The sequence below is a fragment of the Lysinibacillus sp. FN11 genome, from assembly GCF_024628845.1.
Lineage (GTDB): Bacteria > Bacillota > Bacilli > Bacillales_A > Planococcaceae > Lysinibacillus > Lysinibacillus capsici.
On the sequence record NZ_CP102383.1, the window covers coordinates 4,114,427 to 4,131,008 of the forward strand.

General features: G+C 39.2%; 22 protein-coding genes. All 22 read right to left on the bottom strand.

Features of this window, described 5'->3' with window-relative positions:
- Positions 1-26 precede the first annotated feature (26 nt).
- The 22 genes from NP781_RS21690 to fusA all read right to left on the bottom strand — a co-directional run bounded on the left by NP781_RS21690 (position 27) and on the right by fusA (position 16,547).
- The gene (locus NP781_RS21690) at positions 27-212 is read right to left on the bottom strand and encodes a type Z 30S ribosomal protein S14 (RefSeq protein ID WP_004233656.1); all 186 of its coding nucleotides are present in this window, start codon (positions 210-212) and stop codon (positions 27-29) included.
- Between the two features lie 21 nt (positions 213-233).
- The gene (gene rplE / locus NP781_RS21695; RefSeq protein WP_004233654.1) at positions 234-773 is read right to left on the bottom strand and encodes a 50S ribosomal protein L5; all 540 of its coding nucleotides are present in this window, start codon (positions 771-773) and stop codon (positions 234-236) included.
- Positions 774-801: 28 nt separating this feature from the next.
- Positions 802-1,110, bottom strand: coding sequence for a 50S ribosomal protein L24 (rplX, locus tag NP781_RS21700; protein ID WP_004233652.1), 309 nt, complete (start codon positions 1,108-1,110; stop codon positions 802-804).
- Between the two features lie 35 nt (positions 1,111-1,145).
- On the bottom strand, positions 1,146-1,514 hold the full coding sequence (rplN, locus tag NP781_RS21705) for a 50S ribosomal protein L14 (protein ID WP_004233650.1): 369 nt from the start codon (positions 1,512-1,514) through the stop codon (positions 1,146-1,148).
- Positions 1,515-1,557: 43 nt separating this feature from the next.
- Entirely contained in the window at positions 1,558-1,821 is a 264-nt protein-coding gene (rpsQ, locus tag NP781_RS21710) for a 30S ribosomal protein S17 (protein ID WP_004233648.1), read from the bottom strand.
- Between the two features lie 18 nt (positions 1,822-1,839).
- Positions 1,840-2,040 (bottom strand): 50S ribosomal protein L29, encoded by a 201-nt coding sequence (gene rpmC, locus NP781_RS21715; RefSeq protein WP_004233646.1) that lies wholly within the window; start codon positions 2,038-2,040, stop codon positions 1,840-1,842.
- Positions 2,030-2,464: a 50S ribosomal protein L16 gene (rplP, locus tag NP781_RS21720; RefSeq protein ID WP_004233644.1), complete on the bottom strand. Its 435-nt coding sequence runs from the start codon at positions 2,462-2,464 to the stop codon at positions 2,030-2,032. Before rplP ends, rpmC begins: the two co-directional genes overlap by 11 nt.
- Before the next feature lies 1 nt (position 2,465).
- Positions 2,466-3,119 carry a 30S ribosomal protein S3 gene (gene rpsC, locus NP781_RS21725; RefSeq protein WP_025116438.1) on the bottom strand — a complete coding sequence of 218 codons (654 nt, stop codon included), beginning with the start codon at positions 3,117-3,119 and terminating at the stop codon, positions 2,466-2,468.
- Positions 3,120-3,122: 3 nt separating this feature from the next.
- Complete coding sequence (gene rplV, locus NP781_RS21730) at positions 3,123-3,467, bottom strand: 50S ribosomal protein L22 (protein WP_004233639.1); 345 nt, start codon at positions 3,465-3,467, stop codon at positions 3,123-3,125.
- A 22-nt stretch (positions 3,468-3,489) separates the two neighbouring features.
- The gene (gene rpsS, locus NP781_RS21735; protein WP_004233637.1) at positions 3,490-3,768 is read right to left on the bottom strand and encodes a 30S ribosomal protein S19; all 279 of its coding nucleotides are present in this window, start codon (positions 3,766-3,768) and stop codon (positions 3,490-3,492) included.
- A 60-nt stretch (positions 3,769-3,828) separates the two neighbouring features.
- Positions 3,829-4,659, bottom strand: coding sequence for a 50S ribosomal protein L2 (rplB, locus tag NP781_RS21740; protein WP_009373990.1), 831 nt, complete (start codon positions 4,657-4,659; stop codon positions 3,829-3,831).
- Between the two features lie 47 nt (positions 4,660-4,706).
- Entirely contained in the window at positions 4,707-4,991 is a 285-nt protein-coding gene (gene rplW / locus NP781_RS21745; protein WP_004233628.1) for a 50S ribosomal protein L23, read from the bottom strand.
- On the bottom strand, positions 4,991-5,614 hold the full coding sequence (gene rplD, locus NP781_RS21750; protein ID WP_004233626.1) for a 50S ribosomal protein L4: 624 nt from the start codon (positions 5,612-5,614) through the stop codon (positions 4,991-4,993). Before rplD ends, rplW begins: the two co-directional genes overlap by 1 nt.
- 26 nt (positions 5,615-5,640) lie before the next feature.
- The gene (gene rplC, locus NP781_RS21755; protein ID WP_004233625.1) at positions 5,641-6,270 is read right to left on the bottom strand and encodes a 50S ribosomal protein L3; all 630 of its coding nucleotides are present in this window, start codon (positions 6,268-6,270) and stop codon (positions 5,641-5,643) included.
- A 45-nt stretch (positions 6,271-6,315) separates the two neighbouring features.
- Entirely contained in the window at positions 6,316-6,624 is a 309-nt protein-coding gene (gene rpsJ, locus NP781_RS21760; protein WP_004233624.1) for a 30S ribosomal protein S10, read from the bottom strand.
- A 354-nt stretch (positions 6,625-6,978) separates the two neighbouring features.
- Positions 6,979-8,289: a Na+/H+ antiporter family protein gene (locus NP781_RS21765; protein ID WP_257520816.1), complete on the bottom strand. Its 1,311-nt coding sequence runs from the start codon at positions 8,287-8,289 to the stop codon at positions 6,979-6,981.
- 157 nt (positions 8,290-8,446) lie between these two features.
- Positions 8,447-10,426, bottom strand: a complete 1,980-nt coding sequence (locus NP781_RS21770) for an FtsX-like permease family protein (RefSeq protein ID WP_257520817.1) — start codon at positions 10,424-10,426, stop codon at positions 8,447-8,449.
- Complete coding sequence (locus NP781_RS21775) at positions 10,416-11,177, bottom strand: ABC transporter ATP-binding protein (RefSeq protein WP_004233621.1); 762 nt, start codon at positions 11,175-11,177, stop codon at positions 10,416-10,418. Before NP781_RS21775 ends, NP781_RS21770 begins: the two co-directional genes overlap by 11 nt.
- A gap of 96 nt (positions 11,178-11,273) precedes the next feature.
- Positions 11,274-12,290: a sensor histidine kinase gene (locus tag NP781_RS21780; RefSeq protein WP_257520818.1), complete on the bottom strand. Its 1,017-nt coding sequence runs from the start codon at positions 12,288-12,290 to the stop codon at positions 11,274-11,276.
- Between the two features lie 15 nt (positions 12,291-12,305).
- Positions 12,306-12,980: a response regulator transcription factor gene (locus NP781_RS21785; protein WP_257522565.1), complete on the bottom strand. Its 675-nt coding sequence runs from the start codon at positions 12,978-12,980 to the stop codon at positions 12,306-12,308.
- 164 nt (positions 12,981-13,144) lie between these two features.
- Complete coding sequence (gene tuf / locus NP781_RS21790) at positions 13,145-14,332, bottom strand: elongation factor Tu (RefSeq protein WP_004233614.1); 1,188 nt, start codon at positions 14,330-14,332, stop codon at positions 13,145-13,147.
- A 136-nt stretch (positions 14,333-14,468) separates the two neighbouring features.
- Positions 14,469-16,547: an elongation factor G gene (gene fusA, locus NP781_RS21795; RefSeq protein ID WP_048395562.1), complete on the bottom strand. Its 2,079-nt coding sequence runs from the start codon at positions 16,545-16,547 to the stop codon at positions 14,469-14,471.
- Positions 16,548-16,582 lie beyond the last annotated feature (35 nt).

Below are 16,582 nucleotides of genomic sequence, written 5' to 3' on the forward strand. Positions count from 1 at the left end.
ATTTACCTCCTTCCCAAATTAGGGGATTACCAGCTGGCTTTTTTCACGCCAGGAATTTGTCCCTTATATGCAAGTTCTCGGAAACAAATACGGCAAAGTTTGAATTTGCGATATACTGAATGTGGACGACCACAGCGTTCACAACGTGTATACTCTTGCACTTTAAACTTTTGCTTACGTTGTTGTTTAACGATCATAGATTTTTTAGCCACGTTTTCGCCCTCCTTGTTTGATTACTTTTGGAACGGCATACCGAATTGTGTCAATAACTCGCGAGCTTCTTCGTCAGAGTTCGCTGTCGTTACGATCACGATGTCCATACCGCGTACTTTTGAAACTTTATCGTAATCGATTTCTGGGAAAATTAATTGTTCTTTAACACCTAGAGTGTAGTTACCGCGACCATCGAATGCTTTTTTAGAAACACCACGGAAGTCACGTACACGAGGTAGTGAGATAGAAATTAATTTGTCCAAGAATTCATACATACGCTCACCGCGTAATGTAACTTTAGCACCGATAGGCATACCTTCACGAAGACGGAAACCTGCGATCGATTTTTTAGCTTTAGTTACTACTGGTTTTTGACCAGTGATAATTGTTAATTCTTCAACAGCTGCATCTAACGCTTTAGAGTTTTGAACTGCATCACCAACACCCATGTTGATAACGATTTTCTCAACTTTCGGTAGTTGCATAACTGATTTATATCCAAATTTGCTCATAAGAGCTGGAGAAACTTCATTTAAATATTTTTCTTTTAGGCGGCTCATGTGTGTACCTCCCTTCTATTTATACTAATTAGTCGATTACTGCACCTGATTTTTTTGCTACACGAACTTTTTTACCGTTTTCGATTTTATAACCTACACGAGTCGGCTCGCCAGATTTAGGATCGATTAGCATTACGTTCGAAACGTGAATTGCAGCCTCTTGGCTAACAATACCACCTTGTGGATTCAATTGGTTAGGTTTAACGTGTTTTTTCACGATATTCACACCTTCAACAAGAACGCGATCTTGTTTTGGGAAAGCAGCAAGGATTACGCCTTCTTTGCCTTTATCCTTACCAGTGATTACCTTAACCTTGTCACCTTTTTTTACATGCATGCTGTCGCACCTCCTTGATTGGCACTGTCATGAAATTAAAGAACTTCTGGAGCTAGAGAAACGATTTTCATGAAGTTGCTGTCACGTAGTTCACGTGCAACAGGTCCGAAAATACGAGTTCCGCGTGGTGATTTATCATCACGAATAATTACACAAGCATTTTCATCAAATTTGATGTACGTGCCGTCTTTACGACGAACGCCTGATTTAGTACGAACGATAACAGCTTTAACAACGTCACCCTTCTTGACAACGCCACCTGGTGTTGCTTTCTTAACTGTACAAACAACGATATCACCGATGTTAGCAGTTTTACGGCCAGAGCCACCAAGCACTTTAATTGTAAGAACTTCACGTGCACCTGAGTTGTCAGCAACTTTCATACGACTTTCTTGTTGGATCACTTAGGTTACCTCCCTTCGGAAATTGGTTGTTCCGAAATAGTTATTAAATAATAACCGCTTTTTCTACAACTTCTACTAGACGGAAACGTTTAGTAGCTGATAGCGGGCGAGTTTCCATGATACGTACGATATCACCGATTTTCGCTGTGTTTAACTCATCATGAGCTTTAAACTTTTTAGAGTATTTTACACGCTTACCATAAAGCTTGTGCTTTTTGTAAGTTTCAACTAAAACAGTAACAGTTTTGTCCATTTTATCTGAAACAACGCGGCCCGTGTAAACTTTGCGTTGATTGCGCTCAGTCATACTTGAAAACCTCCTTTATCAGTTATTTGCACTGATTTCTCTTTCACGAATAACAGTTTTCATACGCGCGATTGCTTTACGCACTTCACGAATACGAGCTGTGTTTTCTAATTGACCAGTCGCCAATTGGAAGCGAAGGTTGAAAAGCTCTTCTTTCAGTGATTTCACTTTTAATTCTATTTCAGAAGTAGCAAGGTCACGGATTTCATTAGCTTTCATTAGATTCACCACCAGTTTCTTGACGTTTTACGATCTTACATTTAACAGGAAGTTTGTGTGATGCTAAACGAAGTGCTTCACGTGCAACTTCTTCAGATACGCCAGCAATTTCGAACATTACTTTTCCTGGTTTAACTACTGCTACCCAACCTTCAGGAGAACCTTTACCAGAACCCATGCGGACTTCTAGAGGTTTTTTAGTGTAAGGTTTATGTGGGAAGATTTTAATCCAAACTTTACCGCCACGTTTCATGTAACGAGTCATCGCGATACGAGCAGATTCGATTTGACGGTTAGTAATCCAGCTAGCAGTTTGAGCTTGTAAGCCCCATTCGCCGAAAGTTACTTCTTTTCCGCCTTTCGCTTCGCCACGCATGTTGCCGCGGTGTTCACGACGGTATTTAACGCGTTTAGGCAATAACATATTATTTGCCTCCTTCCACAGATTTCTTCGTAGGAAGAACTTCACCACGGTAGATCCATACTTTAACGCCTAATTTACCGTAAGTAGTATCAGCTTCTGCGTGTGCATAATCGATGTCAGCACGTAGAGTATGAAGTGGAACAGTTCCTTCACTATAGTGTTCAGCACGCGCGATATCAGCGCCACCTAAACGACCAGATACTTGTGTTTTAATTCCTTTTGCACCAGCGCGGATTGTGCGTTGGATCGCTTGCTTTTGCGCACGACGGAATGATACACGATTTTCTAATTGACGAGCGATGTTTTCAGCTACTAGACGAGCGTCAAGATCTGCACGTTTGATTTCAATGATGTTGATGTGTACACGTTTACCAGTTAACTCGCTAAGGTATTTACGAAGGTTTTCAACTTCAGTACCACCTTTACCGATTACCATACCTGGTTTCGCAGTGTGAATTGTAATGTTTACACGGTTTGCAGCACGTTCGATTTCTACTTTAGAAACTGAAGCGTCTTTAAGAGCCGTTTCAATATATTTACGCACTTTGATGTCTTCGTGAAGTAGAGTTGCATAGTCTTTTTCAGCGTACCATTTTGACTCCCAGTCACGAATAATACCAACGCGTAGTCCTATTGGATGTACTTTTTGACCCACGGATTAACCCTCCTTCTTCTCAGATACCACTAGAGTAATGTGGCTTGTGCGTTTGTTAATTGCGCTTGCACGTCCTTGTGCACGTGGACGGAAACGTTTTAAAGTTGGACCTTCGTCAACGAATACTTCAGAAACTACTAAAGAGTTGATGTCAAGATCGTAGTTGTGCTCAGCGTTAGCAACTGCAGATTTTAATACTTTCTCAACGACTGGAGACGCCGCTTTTGGAGTATGACGTAAAATTGCAACTGCTTCACCAACTTGCTTACCTCGGATTAAGTCTACAACTAGACGTACTTTGCGAGGAGCAATGCGTACTGTACGAGCGATAGCTTTAGCTTGTGTCATTAGGATTTACCTCCTCTCAAAATTAGCGTCTTGTTTTCTTGTCGTCTGCACCGTGACCTTTATAAGTACGTGTCGGTGCGAACTCACCAAGTTTATGGCCTACCATATCTTCTGTTACGTATACAGGAACATGTTTACGTCCATCATATACAGCAATCGTTAAACCGATGAAGTTCGGGAAGATTGTAGAACGGCGTGACCAAGTTTTGATAACTTGTTTTTTCTCAGAAGCCTCTTGCGCTTCCACTTTTTTCATTAAGTGGTCATCGACAAAAGGTCCTTTTTTCAAGCTGCGACCCATGTAGGAACCTCCCTCCGTGATTCCACCACGGCTCTCACATAGAACCGTAGTTTAACCACTTTATTTTTTACGACTACGGATGATAAATTTATCCGATTTGTTTTTCTTCTTGCGAGTTTTGTAACCAAGTGCTGGTTTACCCCAAGGAGTCATTGGTGATTTACGTCCGATTGGAGAACGTCCTTCACCACCACCGTGTGGGTGATCGTTAGGGTTCATTACAGAACCACGAACTTCTGGGCGTTTACCTAACCAACGGCTACGACCTGCTTTACCGATGTGTACAAGTTCGTGTTGTTCGTTACCAACTTGACCGATTGTAGCGCGGCAAGTAGCTAAAACTAAACGTACTTCACCAGATTGTAAACGAACGATAACGTACTTATCTTCACGACCAAGTACTTGCGCAGAAGTACCAGCTGAACGTACTAATTGTCCGCCTTTACCAGGTTTTAACTCGATGTTATGGATTGTAGTACCCATTGGAATGTTTGCTAATGGTAATGTGTTACCTACTTTAATATCAGCATCTGGGCCAGAAACGATTGTTTGACCAACCTCTAGACCTTTTGGTGCTAAGATGTAAGCTTTTGCTCCATCAGCGTAGTTGATTAATGCGATATTCGCAGAACGGTTTGGATCATATTCAATAGTAGCAACTTTTGCCGGAATGCCATCTTTAACACGTTTGAAATCGATAACACGGTATTGCTTCTTATGACCACCACCATGATGACGAACAGTGATTTTACCTTGGTTGTTACGACCAGCTTTGCGTTTAGTTGGTTCAAGCAATGATTTCTCAGGCTTGTTAGTTGTAATTTCCGCAAAGTCTAATGACGTCATGTTACGACGACCATTAGAGGTAGGTTTATACTTTTTAATCGCCATTGTGTTTTCCCTCCTTCTTGAGTGTTCAAATCATAAATCCGTTAGGATTACATTTCGAATAATTCAATTTCTTTGCTATCAGCAGTTAATTTAACGATCGCTTTACGACGTTTGTTAGTGTAACCACCGTAACGGCCTACGCGTTTGAATTTACCTTTGTAGTTAAGAACGTTTACTTTCTCAACTTTTACGCCAAAGATTTCTTCTACAGCGTCTTTTACTTGAGTTTTGTTAGCGCGAGTGTCTACTTCGAAAGTATACTTTTTCTCTGCCATAAGTTCTGAAGAACGCTCAGTAATGACCGGACGTTTTAAAATATCACGTGCTTCCATTATCCAAGCACCTCCTCAACTTTTTCTACTGCAGACTTAGTGAATACAACTTTATCATGACCTAATAGATCAAGAACGTTGATTCCGTTTGCAGTTAAAACTGTTACACCTGGGATGTTACGAGCAGATAATGCTACGTTTTCATCTAGGTCAGCAGTTACGAATAAAGATTTTTTCTCTAAAGAAAGATCTTTAAGGATTTTTGTGAATTCTTTTGTTTTTGGTGCTGCTAGAGTTAGAGCATCAAGAACTAAGAAGTTTTGTTCTACTACTTTAGCTGATAAAGCAGATTTAAGAGCTAAACGACGAACTTTTTTAGGTAATTTATAAGAATAGCTACGTGGAGTAGGACCGAATACGATACCACCGCCGCGCCATTGTGGAGAACGGATAGAACCTTGACGAGCACGACCAGTTCCTTTTTGACGCCATGGTTTACGACCACCACCAGCAACCTCAGAACGGTTTTTAACCTTGTGATTACCTTGACGAAGAGAAGCACGTTGAGCAACTACTGCGTCGAATAATACTGCTTCATTTGGCTCGATTCCGAAGATCGCATCGTTTAATTCGATTTCACCAACTGAAGCACCTGTTTGACTAAGTACAGATACTTTTGTCATTCCTGTTTCCTCCTTTCCTTAAGTGATTACTTAGCTTTAATTGCAGTTTTTACTGTAACTAGAGCTTTTTTAGAACCAGGAACATTACCTTTAACAAGTAGTAAGTTACGATCTGTGTCAACTTTCACGATTTCTAAGTTTTGGATTGTAACTACATTGCCACCCATTTGACCAGGTAATTTCTTTTGTTTGAATACGCGGTTCGGAGCAACTGGACCCATTGAACCAGGACGACGGTGGTAACGAGAACCGTGGGCCATAGGACCACGAGATTGTCCGTGGCGTTTGATAACACCTTGGAAACCTTTACCTTTAGTAACTCCTGTTACATCGATTACATCGCCTTCTGCGAAAATTTCTACTTTGACTTCTTGACCAACTTCGTATTCTTCCACGTTCACGTTGCGGAATTCACGAATGAAGCGCTTAGGAGCAGTGTTCGCTTTTGCTACGTGACCTTGTTCTGGTTTGTTAGAAAGCTTAACGCGCTTGTCTTCGAAACCAACTTGAATTGCTTCGTAGCCGTCTGTTTCAACAGTTTTCTTTTGAAGAACTACGTTTGGAGTAGCTTCGATAACTGTTACCGGGATTAAATCGCCGTTTTCAGCGAAAACTTGTGTCATACCAATTTTTCTACCTAAGATTCCTTTAGCCATTTGTCACACCTCCTGTAAGTTTTAAAAGTTATATTGTTTTTACCATTAAAGTTTGATTTCGATATCAACGCCAGATGGTAAATCAAGTTTCATTAACGCGTCAACAGTTTGTGGTGTTGGGTTAACGATATCGATCAGACGTTTATGCGTACGCATTTCGAATTGTTCACGAGAATCTTTGTACTTGTGAACAGCACGAAGAATTGTGTACACAGACTTCTCAGTTGGAAGTGGAATCGGACCTGATACACTTGCACCTGAACGTTTTGCAGTTTCCACAATTTTCTCAGCAGATTGATCTAAAATACGGTGATCATACGCTTTTAAACGAATACGAATCTTTTGTTTTGCCATTATTTTCCCTCCTTCTCGCCTATTTTCTAGACATTCTCCACGAAAATTTTCCCACACACCGCCATGGCAAAGCGGCCGGGTGTGTCGGCAACCTCTCGCTTCATCGCAGTCAAAGACCAACATTCAACATTATATACAATAAAAAAAGAATAAGCAAGTCTTTTCGCTAAATTCTTTTAAATGTTGCAGATATTCTTAGTACTACTATTTCTTCGCTTTATTAAGCCGTTTATTAGTATATAAAATTTCTATACATATTGCAACACTTAAGGTTGTCATATCAACATTTTCGCACATTTCAAATAACTCTAAAAAGAAAAGTAGTTTCTACTTAAATAGAAACTACCTCCTTAATTATAGAAAGAACACACAGGCAATCCAACCAAACAGGATTAGTGGTATGTTAATGAAAAGGAACGTAGGAACACAGGTATCCCAAATATGATGATGCTGGCCGTCAGCATTAAGGCCTGCTGTTGGTCCTAATGTAGAATCGGATGCTGGAGAACCTGCGTCTCCTAAAGCACCAGCTGTACCGATTAAGCATAATATCGCTAAAGGGCTCATATCAAAACCTTGTGCTAGCGGAACAAATAGTGTAGCGATTATAGGCACTGTTGCGAAGGACGAACCAATCCCCATCGTCACAACTAATCCTATAACTAACATGATGAAGACAGCAAGACTTCTATTTCCTTCTAATACGGTGAGTGAATTTGTAATTAAGCTGTCCACATCACCTGTTGCATTGATTACCGCCGCGAAACCATTTGCCGCAATCATAACAAAGCCAATAAAGGCCATCATCTTCATTCCTTCAGAAAGAATATCATCGGCTTCTCGCCATTTAAGGGCACCTGTAAAATACATAATCATAATACCTGCAAACGAGCCTACAATCATTGAATCTGTTAACACTTGAGCGCATAGTGATGTTACTAGTGCCAGCGCTGTAGAAAACATAATAAATTTGCTGACGTTTACATTTAAAGATTCCGTCTCCACTTCACTATGCTTATAATGTCTTGGCTTTCGGTATACAACAAATGCGATTATCAATCCGATTAGCATTCCTAACACGGGAATCCCCATTGCTGCAGGGACATCACGTGAAGATACAGCCATTCCTGCCTCTGACACTTGTGTAGCAACGATATCTTGAAAGATTGCTCCAAAGCCAGCAGGTACAAAACTATAAGTACCAATTAAGCCTACTGCAATCAATGTTGCAATTATACGTCTATCGACTTCTAGCATATTTAAAATCTTTAAAATAGGAGGAATTAATAATGGAATGAAGGCAATATGAATAGGAATGACATTTTGAGATAAAATAGACATCACAAAAATAAGGAAGAAAATTAAGACCTTCACCAGTCCTTTTCTATTACTTTCACCCTTTAATATTTTTAACATCCCCGCTATCATTAATTCGGGTATTCCTGTTTTGGCAATGGCGATTGCAAAACCACCAAGTAAGCCATAACTTAATGCAATGGTTGCTCCTGCCCCTAATCCTTCCGTAAATGATTGGACAGTTGACTCAATGCCCATCCCACTAGTTAGACCACCTACAAATGCTCCTAGAACTAGCGAGAGAACTACATTGATGCGAAGCAAGCTTAATATTAACATAACGGCTACAGCCGCAATTACTGCATTCATTGTTACACTCTACTTTCATACACTAAATTACTAACATGTTAAACTTTATTATTCTGATAATTGAAAGTCAAGGTTTTTTGTAATTTCTATTTTTTTGCACTAAAAAACAGTGTGATGATAACCACCACACTGTTTCCGAGTTTCTTATTATTTAATATTACAACGATTGACGTACAACCTTTTTATAATAGCCTACCGATAGAATGGCAAAAATCGTATATAGGGCTATATAACAGCACATTGCAATCCACAAGGGAGCTGTTAACTCTGTCCCAAATAGAAACCATCCTGACTTAACAGCAAAGTAGCTATGCAATAACCCAATAACTAATGGAACACCGAAATTAAAGGCCTGTTTCATATAAATACCATTCATGATATCTTTTTCAGCAAAACCAATCTTTCGTAGGATTGTATAGGAATCACGTTCTTCCTCTGCCTCAGACATTTGTTTAAAGTATAGAATACTACCTGTGGTCATTAAGAACGCTAACCCTAAAAATGCTGTTGTAAATATGGTAAGACCCAATGATTCAATGTTGTCTTTACGTTTTCCTTCATAGGATGATTGCGTATATTGCTTTGTCTCCCCTTTATCATCTACAGCCTTAATAATGCCTGCATTCGATTGAATATATAATTTTTCTGCTGTTGCAATATCTTCGTTCGATTTTAAAGTGATTGTTGATTGATGATGCCAAGGATAAAGAGCTGCCTGTGTAGTTAAACTTTTAAACATATCATCTGTCACAACAAAGATAGGTCCACCACCCCCAGCCGTTACAATACCACTTATCACACTTTTATCGTGGATATCAACGACATGAAAAGTTTCTTCAAGTTCTCCTGCAGATACTACTAAATCATGATCTTTCTCTAACGGGAACATTTCAGCCATATAACCACCATAGTTTGTTAGGATAACCTCATTCCCGGATAGCTTAGCTTCTGGAACACTCTGCTGATAATCTGAAAGCGGTATGGTATAAATTGTGCCTTCCATTGTATATAAAGGGTTATCCTGCTGTTTTTTAGACATCAATTGACCTACAGCAGCGGTTACTCCCTGAAGACGGTAGTCAATTTTATCATAAGCAATATTATTTTCCTCTAACTTCTCTAAAAATCTCTCCCCTTGCTCTTCAAGCAATATGAAATCACCAGGTACTTGGCTATATGCAGATGCTTCCGAGGAGTAGTAGGCGATATAGGAAAGCGTCGTCACGCCTAGAGAAACGCCTGTTAACACGGTGATTAGCGTTAATGACTTTGCATTGCTCTTCATACGATGCATTATGGGCGTTAATGCTAATACATCCTTTATGGATAAATGCCCTTTTTTCTTTAGGCGAATAGTATTCATAATAAATGCTACAGAGAAACGAAAAACAAGGAATGTTCCACCGATTGTAGTAGCTAAAATAATAATCATATTAATAAATAAATTACCAGCAGATTCAATATCGAACAGCTTTGTCGATGCATAGTAGCCATAAGCAATCAGTATAAGACCCAAAAAGCCAATAACCATCTGTAATGCACTAAAGCGCCTCACACGCTCATCTGCTTGTTTTGCTGCACTAAATAATGATAACAATGAAACATGATGAATCATCCAAGCCATCTGTATAAGAACGATGATCAATAAGATCGTAAACACAATCATCGACTGCAGTAAAGCTTGTGTACTAAAAGTCATGGTTACGAGAGCTTCTTTTTCAAGTACACGAAGCAAAATCATTGCAAACACACGAGAGCTAAAGAAGCCTGCCAACATACCTATAATAACGGCTCCAACAAATAACAGAATGTTTTCAATCGCTAATAAACGCACGATTAGCCCCTTAGTCATGCCAATCAGTTGATACAAACCTATTTCCTTACTACGACGCTTCATAAATAAATGGTTTGCATACAGAACGAAGAACAAAACGATAAAATAAAGAATATAAGTTGCTGCCTTAAATCCTGCAGTAGCTGTTCCACTCATTTGAACAGCAGCCCACACTTCCGTATTATTTTGCAGGGTGACAAAGGAAAAGTATAATGTAACACTAAAAATAAGTGCAAAGAAATATAGATAGTAGTGTTTCATATTTTTCTTCATGCTTCGAAGTACTAACTTACTAAGACTCATACCCGTCACCGCCTAGCACACTTTGTGTATGCATGATTTCTTTGAAAAAGGCCTGCCTTGTTTTATCGCCCTTATAAAGTTCACTATAGATAAGGCCATCCTTTAGAAATAACACACGTGTACAGAAACTTGCAGCTACAGCATCGTGTGTAACCATCATAATTGTCGCCTCTTTTGTTTCATTTATATTTTGTAGATTTTGAAGTAGGGCTGTAGCTGATTTAGAATCTAGTGCACCAGTGGGCTCGTCTGCAAATACCAATGACGGATTGGTAATAAGTGCACGTGCAGCAGAGGTACGCTGTTTTTGTCCACCAGATATTTCGTTGGGGTATTTATTTAAAATTTCCGAGATTCCCAGCAAAGAAGTGAGTTCCTTCACTCGACTTTCAGCAACTGCTTTTGGTAACTTACTGATGGCTAACGGTAGAAGAATATTTTCTTTTACTGTTAAGGTATCTAATAAATTATAGTCCTGAAATATAAATCCCAGCTGCTCTCGTCGGAAGTTTGCTAAAGCCTTTTCTTTCATACCACGTAAACTATGACCGTTTATCTCAATTACACCTTCTGTCGCAAAGTCAATTGAGCATAAGACATTTAAAAGCGTTGTTTTACCAGAGCCAGAAGGTCCCATAATACCTACAAACTCACCTTTATTCACCTCTACATCAATACCCTTTAATACTTCTTGAGCCGTTGATTTTTTCCCATACACTTTCTTTATTTTACGTCCTATTAAAACTGTCACTTCATAACGCCCCTTTCTATAGTTCAAGTGTACCCTGTCATACCTAATCATTCGTGCGTTTTACATGACAATATAAAAAGGTAGGTGACATTTTCGTCATCTACCTGTTAGTTTCGCATATTCATTTTGTAAGGGGAAGCGTAGTGTAAATAGCGAGCCTTCACCAACTTTAGATTGAACATTAATACGAATACCAATTTTTTGGGCTACATTAGATGCTAAATAGAGACCCATACCTGTAGATTGAGAGGATTCCCTTCCCGCTGTTCCTGTATAAGATTTTTGAAAAATCCTAGGTAAATCGTCTAAAGGTATACCCCTACCTATATCTTTAATATGTAGTAATGTAGCTCCTGTAGAATCATGTTCTGTAAAGATTGTTATCTCAGAATTTACTGGGCTATACTTGATGGCATTCGAAAGAATTTGTCGAATAATAAAAGCTAGCCACTTGCCATCTGTCATAACCGTCTCTGTCAGTTCACCAATTTCAAAGCCAATGCCTTTTTCAAGACACCATGCTTGCATAGCTCTGATTTCTTTATAAACAATGGGCTTCAGTTCAATCTCATTTAAATAATTATCTTTTTCAATAGCGTATAATCTTGTTTGATGCAGTTGTTGATCAACCAAAAGATGTAGTCTTAGCCATTCATTCTCTAATTTTCGACGTAGCTGTAAATCCTCAATATGTTCAAACATTAAATTAATAGCAGTTAAAGGTGCTTTTACTTCATGGACCCAAGCTAATAGCTCATCAGAATGTTCCTGTATCTGCACTTTGGCTTGATTTAACTCTAAATTCTTTTCAAAGAAGGCATCCTCCATTTTTCGAAAGTATACTTCTTGAAAAGGAGACAAAGCTAAGCTATTTCTATGTGCATCATCAAGGCGGCTATCCATATTTCCCAGGAAATCTTTTAATTTCCCAACTTCGATGACATAGCGACACCAAAAAAAGAGTATAAAACTTACAAGTAAACTAACGTTTACATACCAAATAGAAATTCCATTTAAACCAACATCTAAAGAAAATAGCACATTTAGAATTATCAAAGTAAAAATAAAAAATCCAATCCAAGCAAAGCGTTCTCTCATAAATAATAATAGCAACTTTCCTCACGTCCCTCAGCTTACTGCCATATAACCAAGTCCCTTTTTTGTTAGTATTACCTCATGTAAACCAATATCCTCTAGCTTTGTACGTAACCGATTAACGTTTACAGACAAAGTATTATCGTTTACGAAACGTTCGTCATCCCATAGTTTTCTCATTAACTCGTCTCTGGAAACGATATGATTAGCCTGTTCTACTAATATTCTTAAAATGAAAAGTTCATTTTTTGTTAAGCAAGCAATGGCACCATTATACATAATTTCACTTCTGGCATAATCAATTATGGCATCGTTAAAACGTGTAACATCCATTTTTTCTTCAACATAATCATAGGTTCTACGTAAAATAGCCTGTGCTTTTGCGAGTAAAACTTCCATATGAAAAGGCTTTTGAATAAAATCATCAGCCCCCATTTGCATGGCCATTACCATATCCATGGGGTGATCTCGAGAAGAAAGAAAAAGAATTGGTACTTTGGATAAATGACGAATTTCACGACACCAATGAAAGCCGTCATAGGCAGGCAATTGAATATCAATTAGCACGAGATGTGGCTTCTCCTCTATAAAGTCATCCATCACCTTTTGAAAATTTTTAGGTCCAACCACGTTTAGCGACCACTGTTCAAAACGTTCTTGAATCATGCCAAAGATAGAAGGATCATCTTCAATCAGCAAAATTTTCATGTCCATAATCAGTTCCCCTTTCCCTTTAATTATTTACGCTAGAGGACATGCTTGTGGTTATGTACACATACACTAATTAAAACTCTAATTTTTCTTTATTTTAACACAAAAAACCAATCTGTAGGCGTCCCTACAGATTGGTTTGAAATTAGCGAAAGCTAAAATTATTTTTGGATAGAAGCAACTACGCCAGCGCCTACAGTACGGCCACCCTCACGGATAGAGAATTTAGTACCTTCTTCAAGAGCGATTGGAGCGATAAGTTCAACTGTCATTTCAATGTTATCACCAGGCATTACCATTTCAACGCCTTCTGGTAAGTTACAGATACCTGTTACATCAGTTGTACGGAAGTAGAACTGAGGACGGTAGTTAGAGAAGAATGGAGTATGACGGCCACCCTCTTCTTTTGATAAAACGTAAACTTCAGCTTTGAAGTTAGTGTGTGGAGTAATTGAACCTGGTTTAGCTAATACTTGACCACGTTGGATTTCTTCACGAGCAACACCACGTAGTAAAGCACCGATGTTATCACCAGCTTCAGCATAGTCTAATAATTTACGGAACATTTCTACACCAGTTACAGTAGTAGATTTAGCTTCTTCAGCGATACCGATGATTTCAACTACGTCACCAACTTTAACTTGACCACGTTCAACACGGCCAGTTGCAACTGTACCACGACCAGTAATAGAGAATACGTCCTCTACAGGCATCATGAATGGTTTGTCAGTTTGACGTTCTGGAGTTGGGATGTAAGAATCTACAGCGTCCATTAATTCAACGATTTTTTCTTCCCATTCTGGTTCACCTTCAAGAGCTTTAAGAGCAGAACCTTTGATTACAGGAATATCGTCACCTGGGAAGTCATACTCAGATAGTAGGTCACGGATTTCCATTTCTACTAATTCTAATAATTCTTCGTCATCAACCATATCACATTTGTTCATGAATACTACTAAGTATGGAACACCTACTTGACGAGATAAAAGGATGTGTTCACGTGTTTGTGGCATTGGGCCGTCAGCAGCAGATACTACTAAGATACCGCCGTCCATTTGAGCAGCACCAGTGATCATGTTTTTAACATAGTCAGCATGTCCTGGGCAGTCAACGTGTGCATAGTGACGAGTTTCAGTTTCGTACTCTACGTGAGAAGTATTGATTGTGATACCACGTTCTTTTTCTTCTGGAGCGTTATCGATATCAGCGTAAGATTTAGCTGTACCACCCATTTTTTTAGAAAGAACTGTAGCGATTGCAGCAGTTAAAGTAGTTTTACCATGGTCAACGTGTCCGATTGTACCAATGTTAGCATGCGTTTTAGAACGGTCAAATTTTTCTTTAGCCATTAGAGATTGCCTCCTCAAAATTGTATGTTTTAGATTTAAAATTTATAGAATGAATGCTGATAGAGAACGGGCCCATCCCCTATCCTGCAATCATAGCTTACAAATTAGTTATACTTTATGCAAGATGAAATTTCAATTATTCACCTTTATTTTTTTTGATGATATCTTCAGAGATTGATTTTGGTACTTCTTCATAATGATCGAATACCATTGAGAATACACCACGACCTTGCGTTGCAGAACGTAAAGTTGTTGCATATCCAAACATTTCTGAAAGTGGAACCATCGCACGAACAACTTGAGCGTTACCGCGAGCTTCCATACCTTCTACGCGACCACGGCGAGAAGTGATGTTACCCATGATATCACCAAGATATTCTTCAGGAATTACAACTTCAACTTTCATCATAGGCTCTAAAAGAACTGGACTACATTTTGATGCAGCAGCTTTAAGTGCCATAGATGCAGCAATTTTAAATGCCATTTCGTTTGAGTCAACATCATGGTATGAACCATCGAATAATTTCGCTTTGATGTCGATTAATGGGTAACCAGCGATTACACCGCGGTCAAGCGAGTCACGAAGACCTGCTTCTACAGCTGGAATATATTCACGTGGTACTACACCACCAACGATAGCATTTTCAAATTCAAAGCCTTTACCCTCTTCATTTGGAGAGAATTCGATCCATACGTCACCGTATTGACCACGACCACCAGATTGACGAGTGAATTTACCTTGAACTTGAGCAGAGCCACGGAATGTTTCACGGTAAGATACCATTGGAGCACCTACGTTAGCTTCTACTTTAAATTCACGGCGCATACGATCAACTAAGATATCAAGGTGAAGCTCACCCATACCTGAGATAATTGTTTGACCAGTTTCTTGGTCTGTATGTGCACGGAATGTTGGATCTTCTTCTTGTAGTTTTTGTAAAGCTTGACCCATTTTATCTTGGTCAGCTTTTGATTTTGGTTCTACAGAAAGAGAGATAACTGGTTCTGGGAACTCCATAGACTCAAGGATAACAAGGTTTTTCTCTTCACAAAGAGTGTCACCAGTTGTTGTATCTTTAAGACCTACAGCAGCTGCGATATCACCAGCAAATACTTTTGAAATCTCTTCACGGCTGTTAGCGTGCATTTGTAGGATACGACCTACACGTTCACGTTTACCTTTTGAAGAGTTTTGTACGTATGAACCTGATTCAAGAACACCAGAGTACACACGGAAGAACGTTAATTTACCTACGAATGGGTCAGTCATAACTTTAAATGCTAAAGCTGAGAATGGCGCTTCGTCTGATGATGGACGTTCAGTTTCATCACCATCTGGAGTTGTACCTTTAATAGCTGGTACATCAACTGGTGATGGTAAGTAGTCGATAACTGCGTCAAGCATTTTACGAACACCTTTGTGTTTGAATGCTGTACCACAGATTACTGGGTAGAATTCTACAGCGATTGTCGCTTTACGGATAGCCGCTTTAAGCTCTTCTTTTGTAATTTCTTCACCAGCAAAGTATTTTTCCATGATTTCTTCGTTAACTTCAGCGATTGCTTCGATTAACTTCTCACGGTATTCTTCAGCTTGCGCTTGGAATTCTTCAGGAATTGGTTGACCTTCACGTAATGCTGTACCTTCTTCGTTATCGTAGTAAGTTACATCCATTTCAACTAGGTCAATAATTGCTTTGAACTCATCTTCCGCACCAATTGGTAATTGGATTGGATGAGCATTTGCTTGTAAACGCTCATGTAAAGTACCTACAGAATATAGGAAATCTGCACCCATTTTATCCATTTTGTTAATGAATACGATACGTGGTACACCGTAAGTTGTAGCTTGACGCCATACAGTTTCTGTTTGAGGTTCAACACCAGATTGAGCATCAAGTACAGTTACTGCGCCGTCAAGTACACGTAATGAACGTTCTACTTCTACAGTGAAGTCTACGTGTCCAGGAGTATCGATGATGTTTACGCGGTTGCCTTTCCATTGAGCTGTTGTCGCAGCAGAAGTGATTGTGATACCACGTTCTTGCTCTTGCTCCATCCAGTCCATTTGAGAAGCGCCTTCATGAGTTTCACCGATTTTGTGAATCTTACCTGTGTAATAAAGGATACGCTCAGTTGTTGTTGTTTTACCAGCATCAATGTGAGCCATGATCCCAATATTACGAGTATTCTCTAGTGAGAATTCGCGTTTCATTAGGTATTTCTCCTTCCATATTGGGCTTATGCTAT

What these genes read in the sequence shown, in the direction of transcription:
- rpsQ (WP_004233648.1), bottom strand. Translation starts at nt 1,821, where the DNA reads ATGACTGAGCGCAATCAACGCAAAGTTTACACGGGCCGCGTTGTTTCA.
- rplP (WP_004233644.1), bottom strand. Translation starts at nt 2,464, where the DNA reads ATGTTATTGCCTAAACGCGTTAAATACCGTCGTGAACACCGCGGCAAC.
- rplV (WP_004233639.1), bottom strand. Translation starts at nt 3,467, where the DNA reads ATGACACAAGCTAAAGCTATCGCTCGTACAGTACGCATTGCTCCTCGC.
- rpmC (WP_004233646.1), bottom strand. Translation starts at nt 2,040, where the DNA reads ATGAAAGCTAATGAAATCCGTGACCTTGCTACTTCTGAAATAGAATTA.
- tuf (WP_004233614.1), bottom strand. Translation starts at nt 14,332, where the DNA reads ATGGCTAAAGAAAAATTTGACCGTTCTAAAACGCATGCTAACATTGGT.
- NP781_RS21785 (WP_257522565.1), bottom strand. Translation starts at nt 12,980, where the DNA reads ATGAAAATTTTGCTGATTGAAGATGATCCTTCTATCTTTGGCATGATT.
- NP781_RS21765 (WP_257520816.1), bottom strand. Translation starts at nt 8,289, where the DNA reads ATGAATGCAGTAATTGCGGCTGTAGCCGTTATGTTAATATTAAGCTTG.
- rplW (WP_004233628.1), bottom strand. Translation starts at nt 4,991, where the DNA reads ATGGAAGCACGTGATATTTTAAAACGTCCGGTCATTACTGAGCGTTCT.
- rplC (WP_004233625.1), bottom strand. Translation starts at nt 6,270, where the DNA reads ATGGCTAAAGGAATCTTAGGTAGAAAAATTGGTATGACACAAGTTTTC.
- fusA (WP_048395562.1), bottom strand. Translation starts at nt 16,547, where the DNA reads ATGAAACGCGAATTCTCACTAGAGAATACTCGTAATATTGGGATCATG.
- rplE (WP_004233654.1), bottom strand. Translation starts at nt 773, where the DNA reads ATGAGCCGCCTAAAAGAAAAATATTTAAATGAAGTTTCTCCAGCTCTT.
- rplD (WP_004233626.1), bottom strand. Translation starts at nt 5,614, where the DNA reads ATGACAAAAGTATCTGTACTTAGTCAAACAGGTGCTTCAGTTGGTGAA.
- rpsJ (WP_004233624.1), bottom strand. Translation starts at nt 6,624, where the DNA reads ATGGCAAAACAAAAGATTCGTATTCGTTTAAAAGCGTATGATCACCGT.
- rpsS (WP_004233637.1), bottom strand. Translation starts at nt 3,768, where the DNA reads ATGGGTCGCAGCTTGAAAAAAGGACCTTTTGTCGATGACCACTTAATG.
- rplB (WP_009373990.1), bottom strand. Translation starts at nt 4,659, where the DNA reads ATGGCGATTAAAAAGTATAAACCTACCTCTAATGGTCGTCGTAACATG.
- NP781_RS21770 (WP_257520817.1), bottom strand. Translation starts at nt 10,426, where the DNA reads ATGAGTCTTAGTAAGTTAGTACTTCGAAGCATGAAGAAAAATATGAAA.
- rplX (WP_004233652.1), bottom strand. Translation starts at nt 1,110, where the DNA reads ATGCATGTAAAAAAAGGTGACAAGGTTAAGGTAATCACTGGTAAGGAT.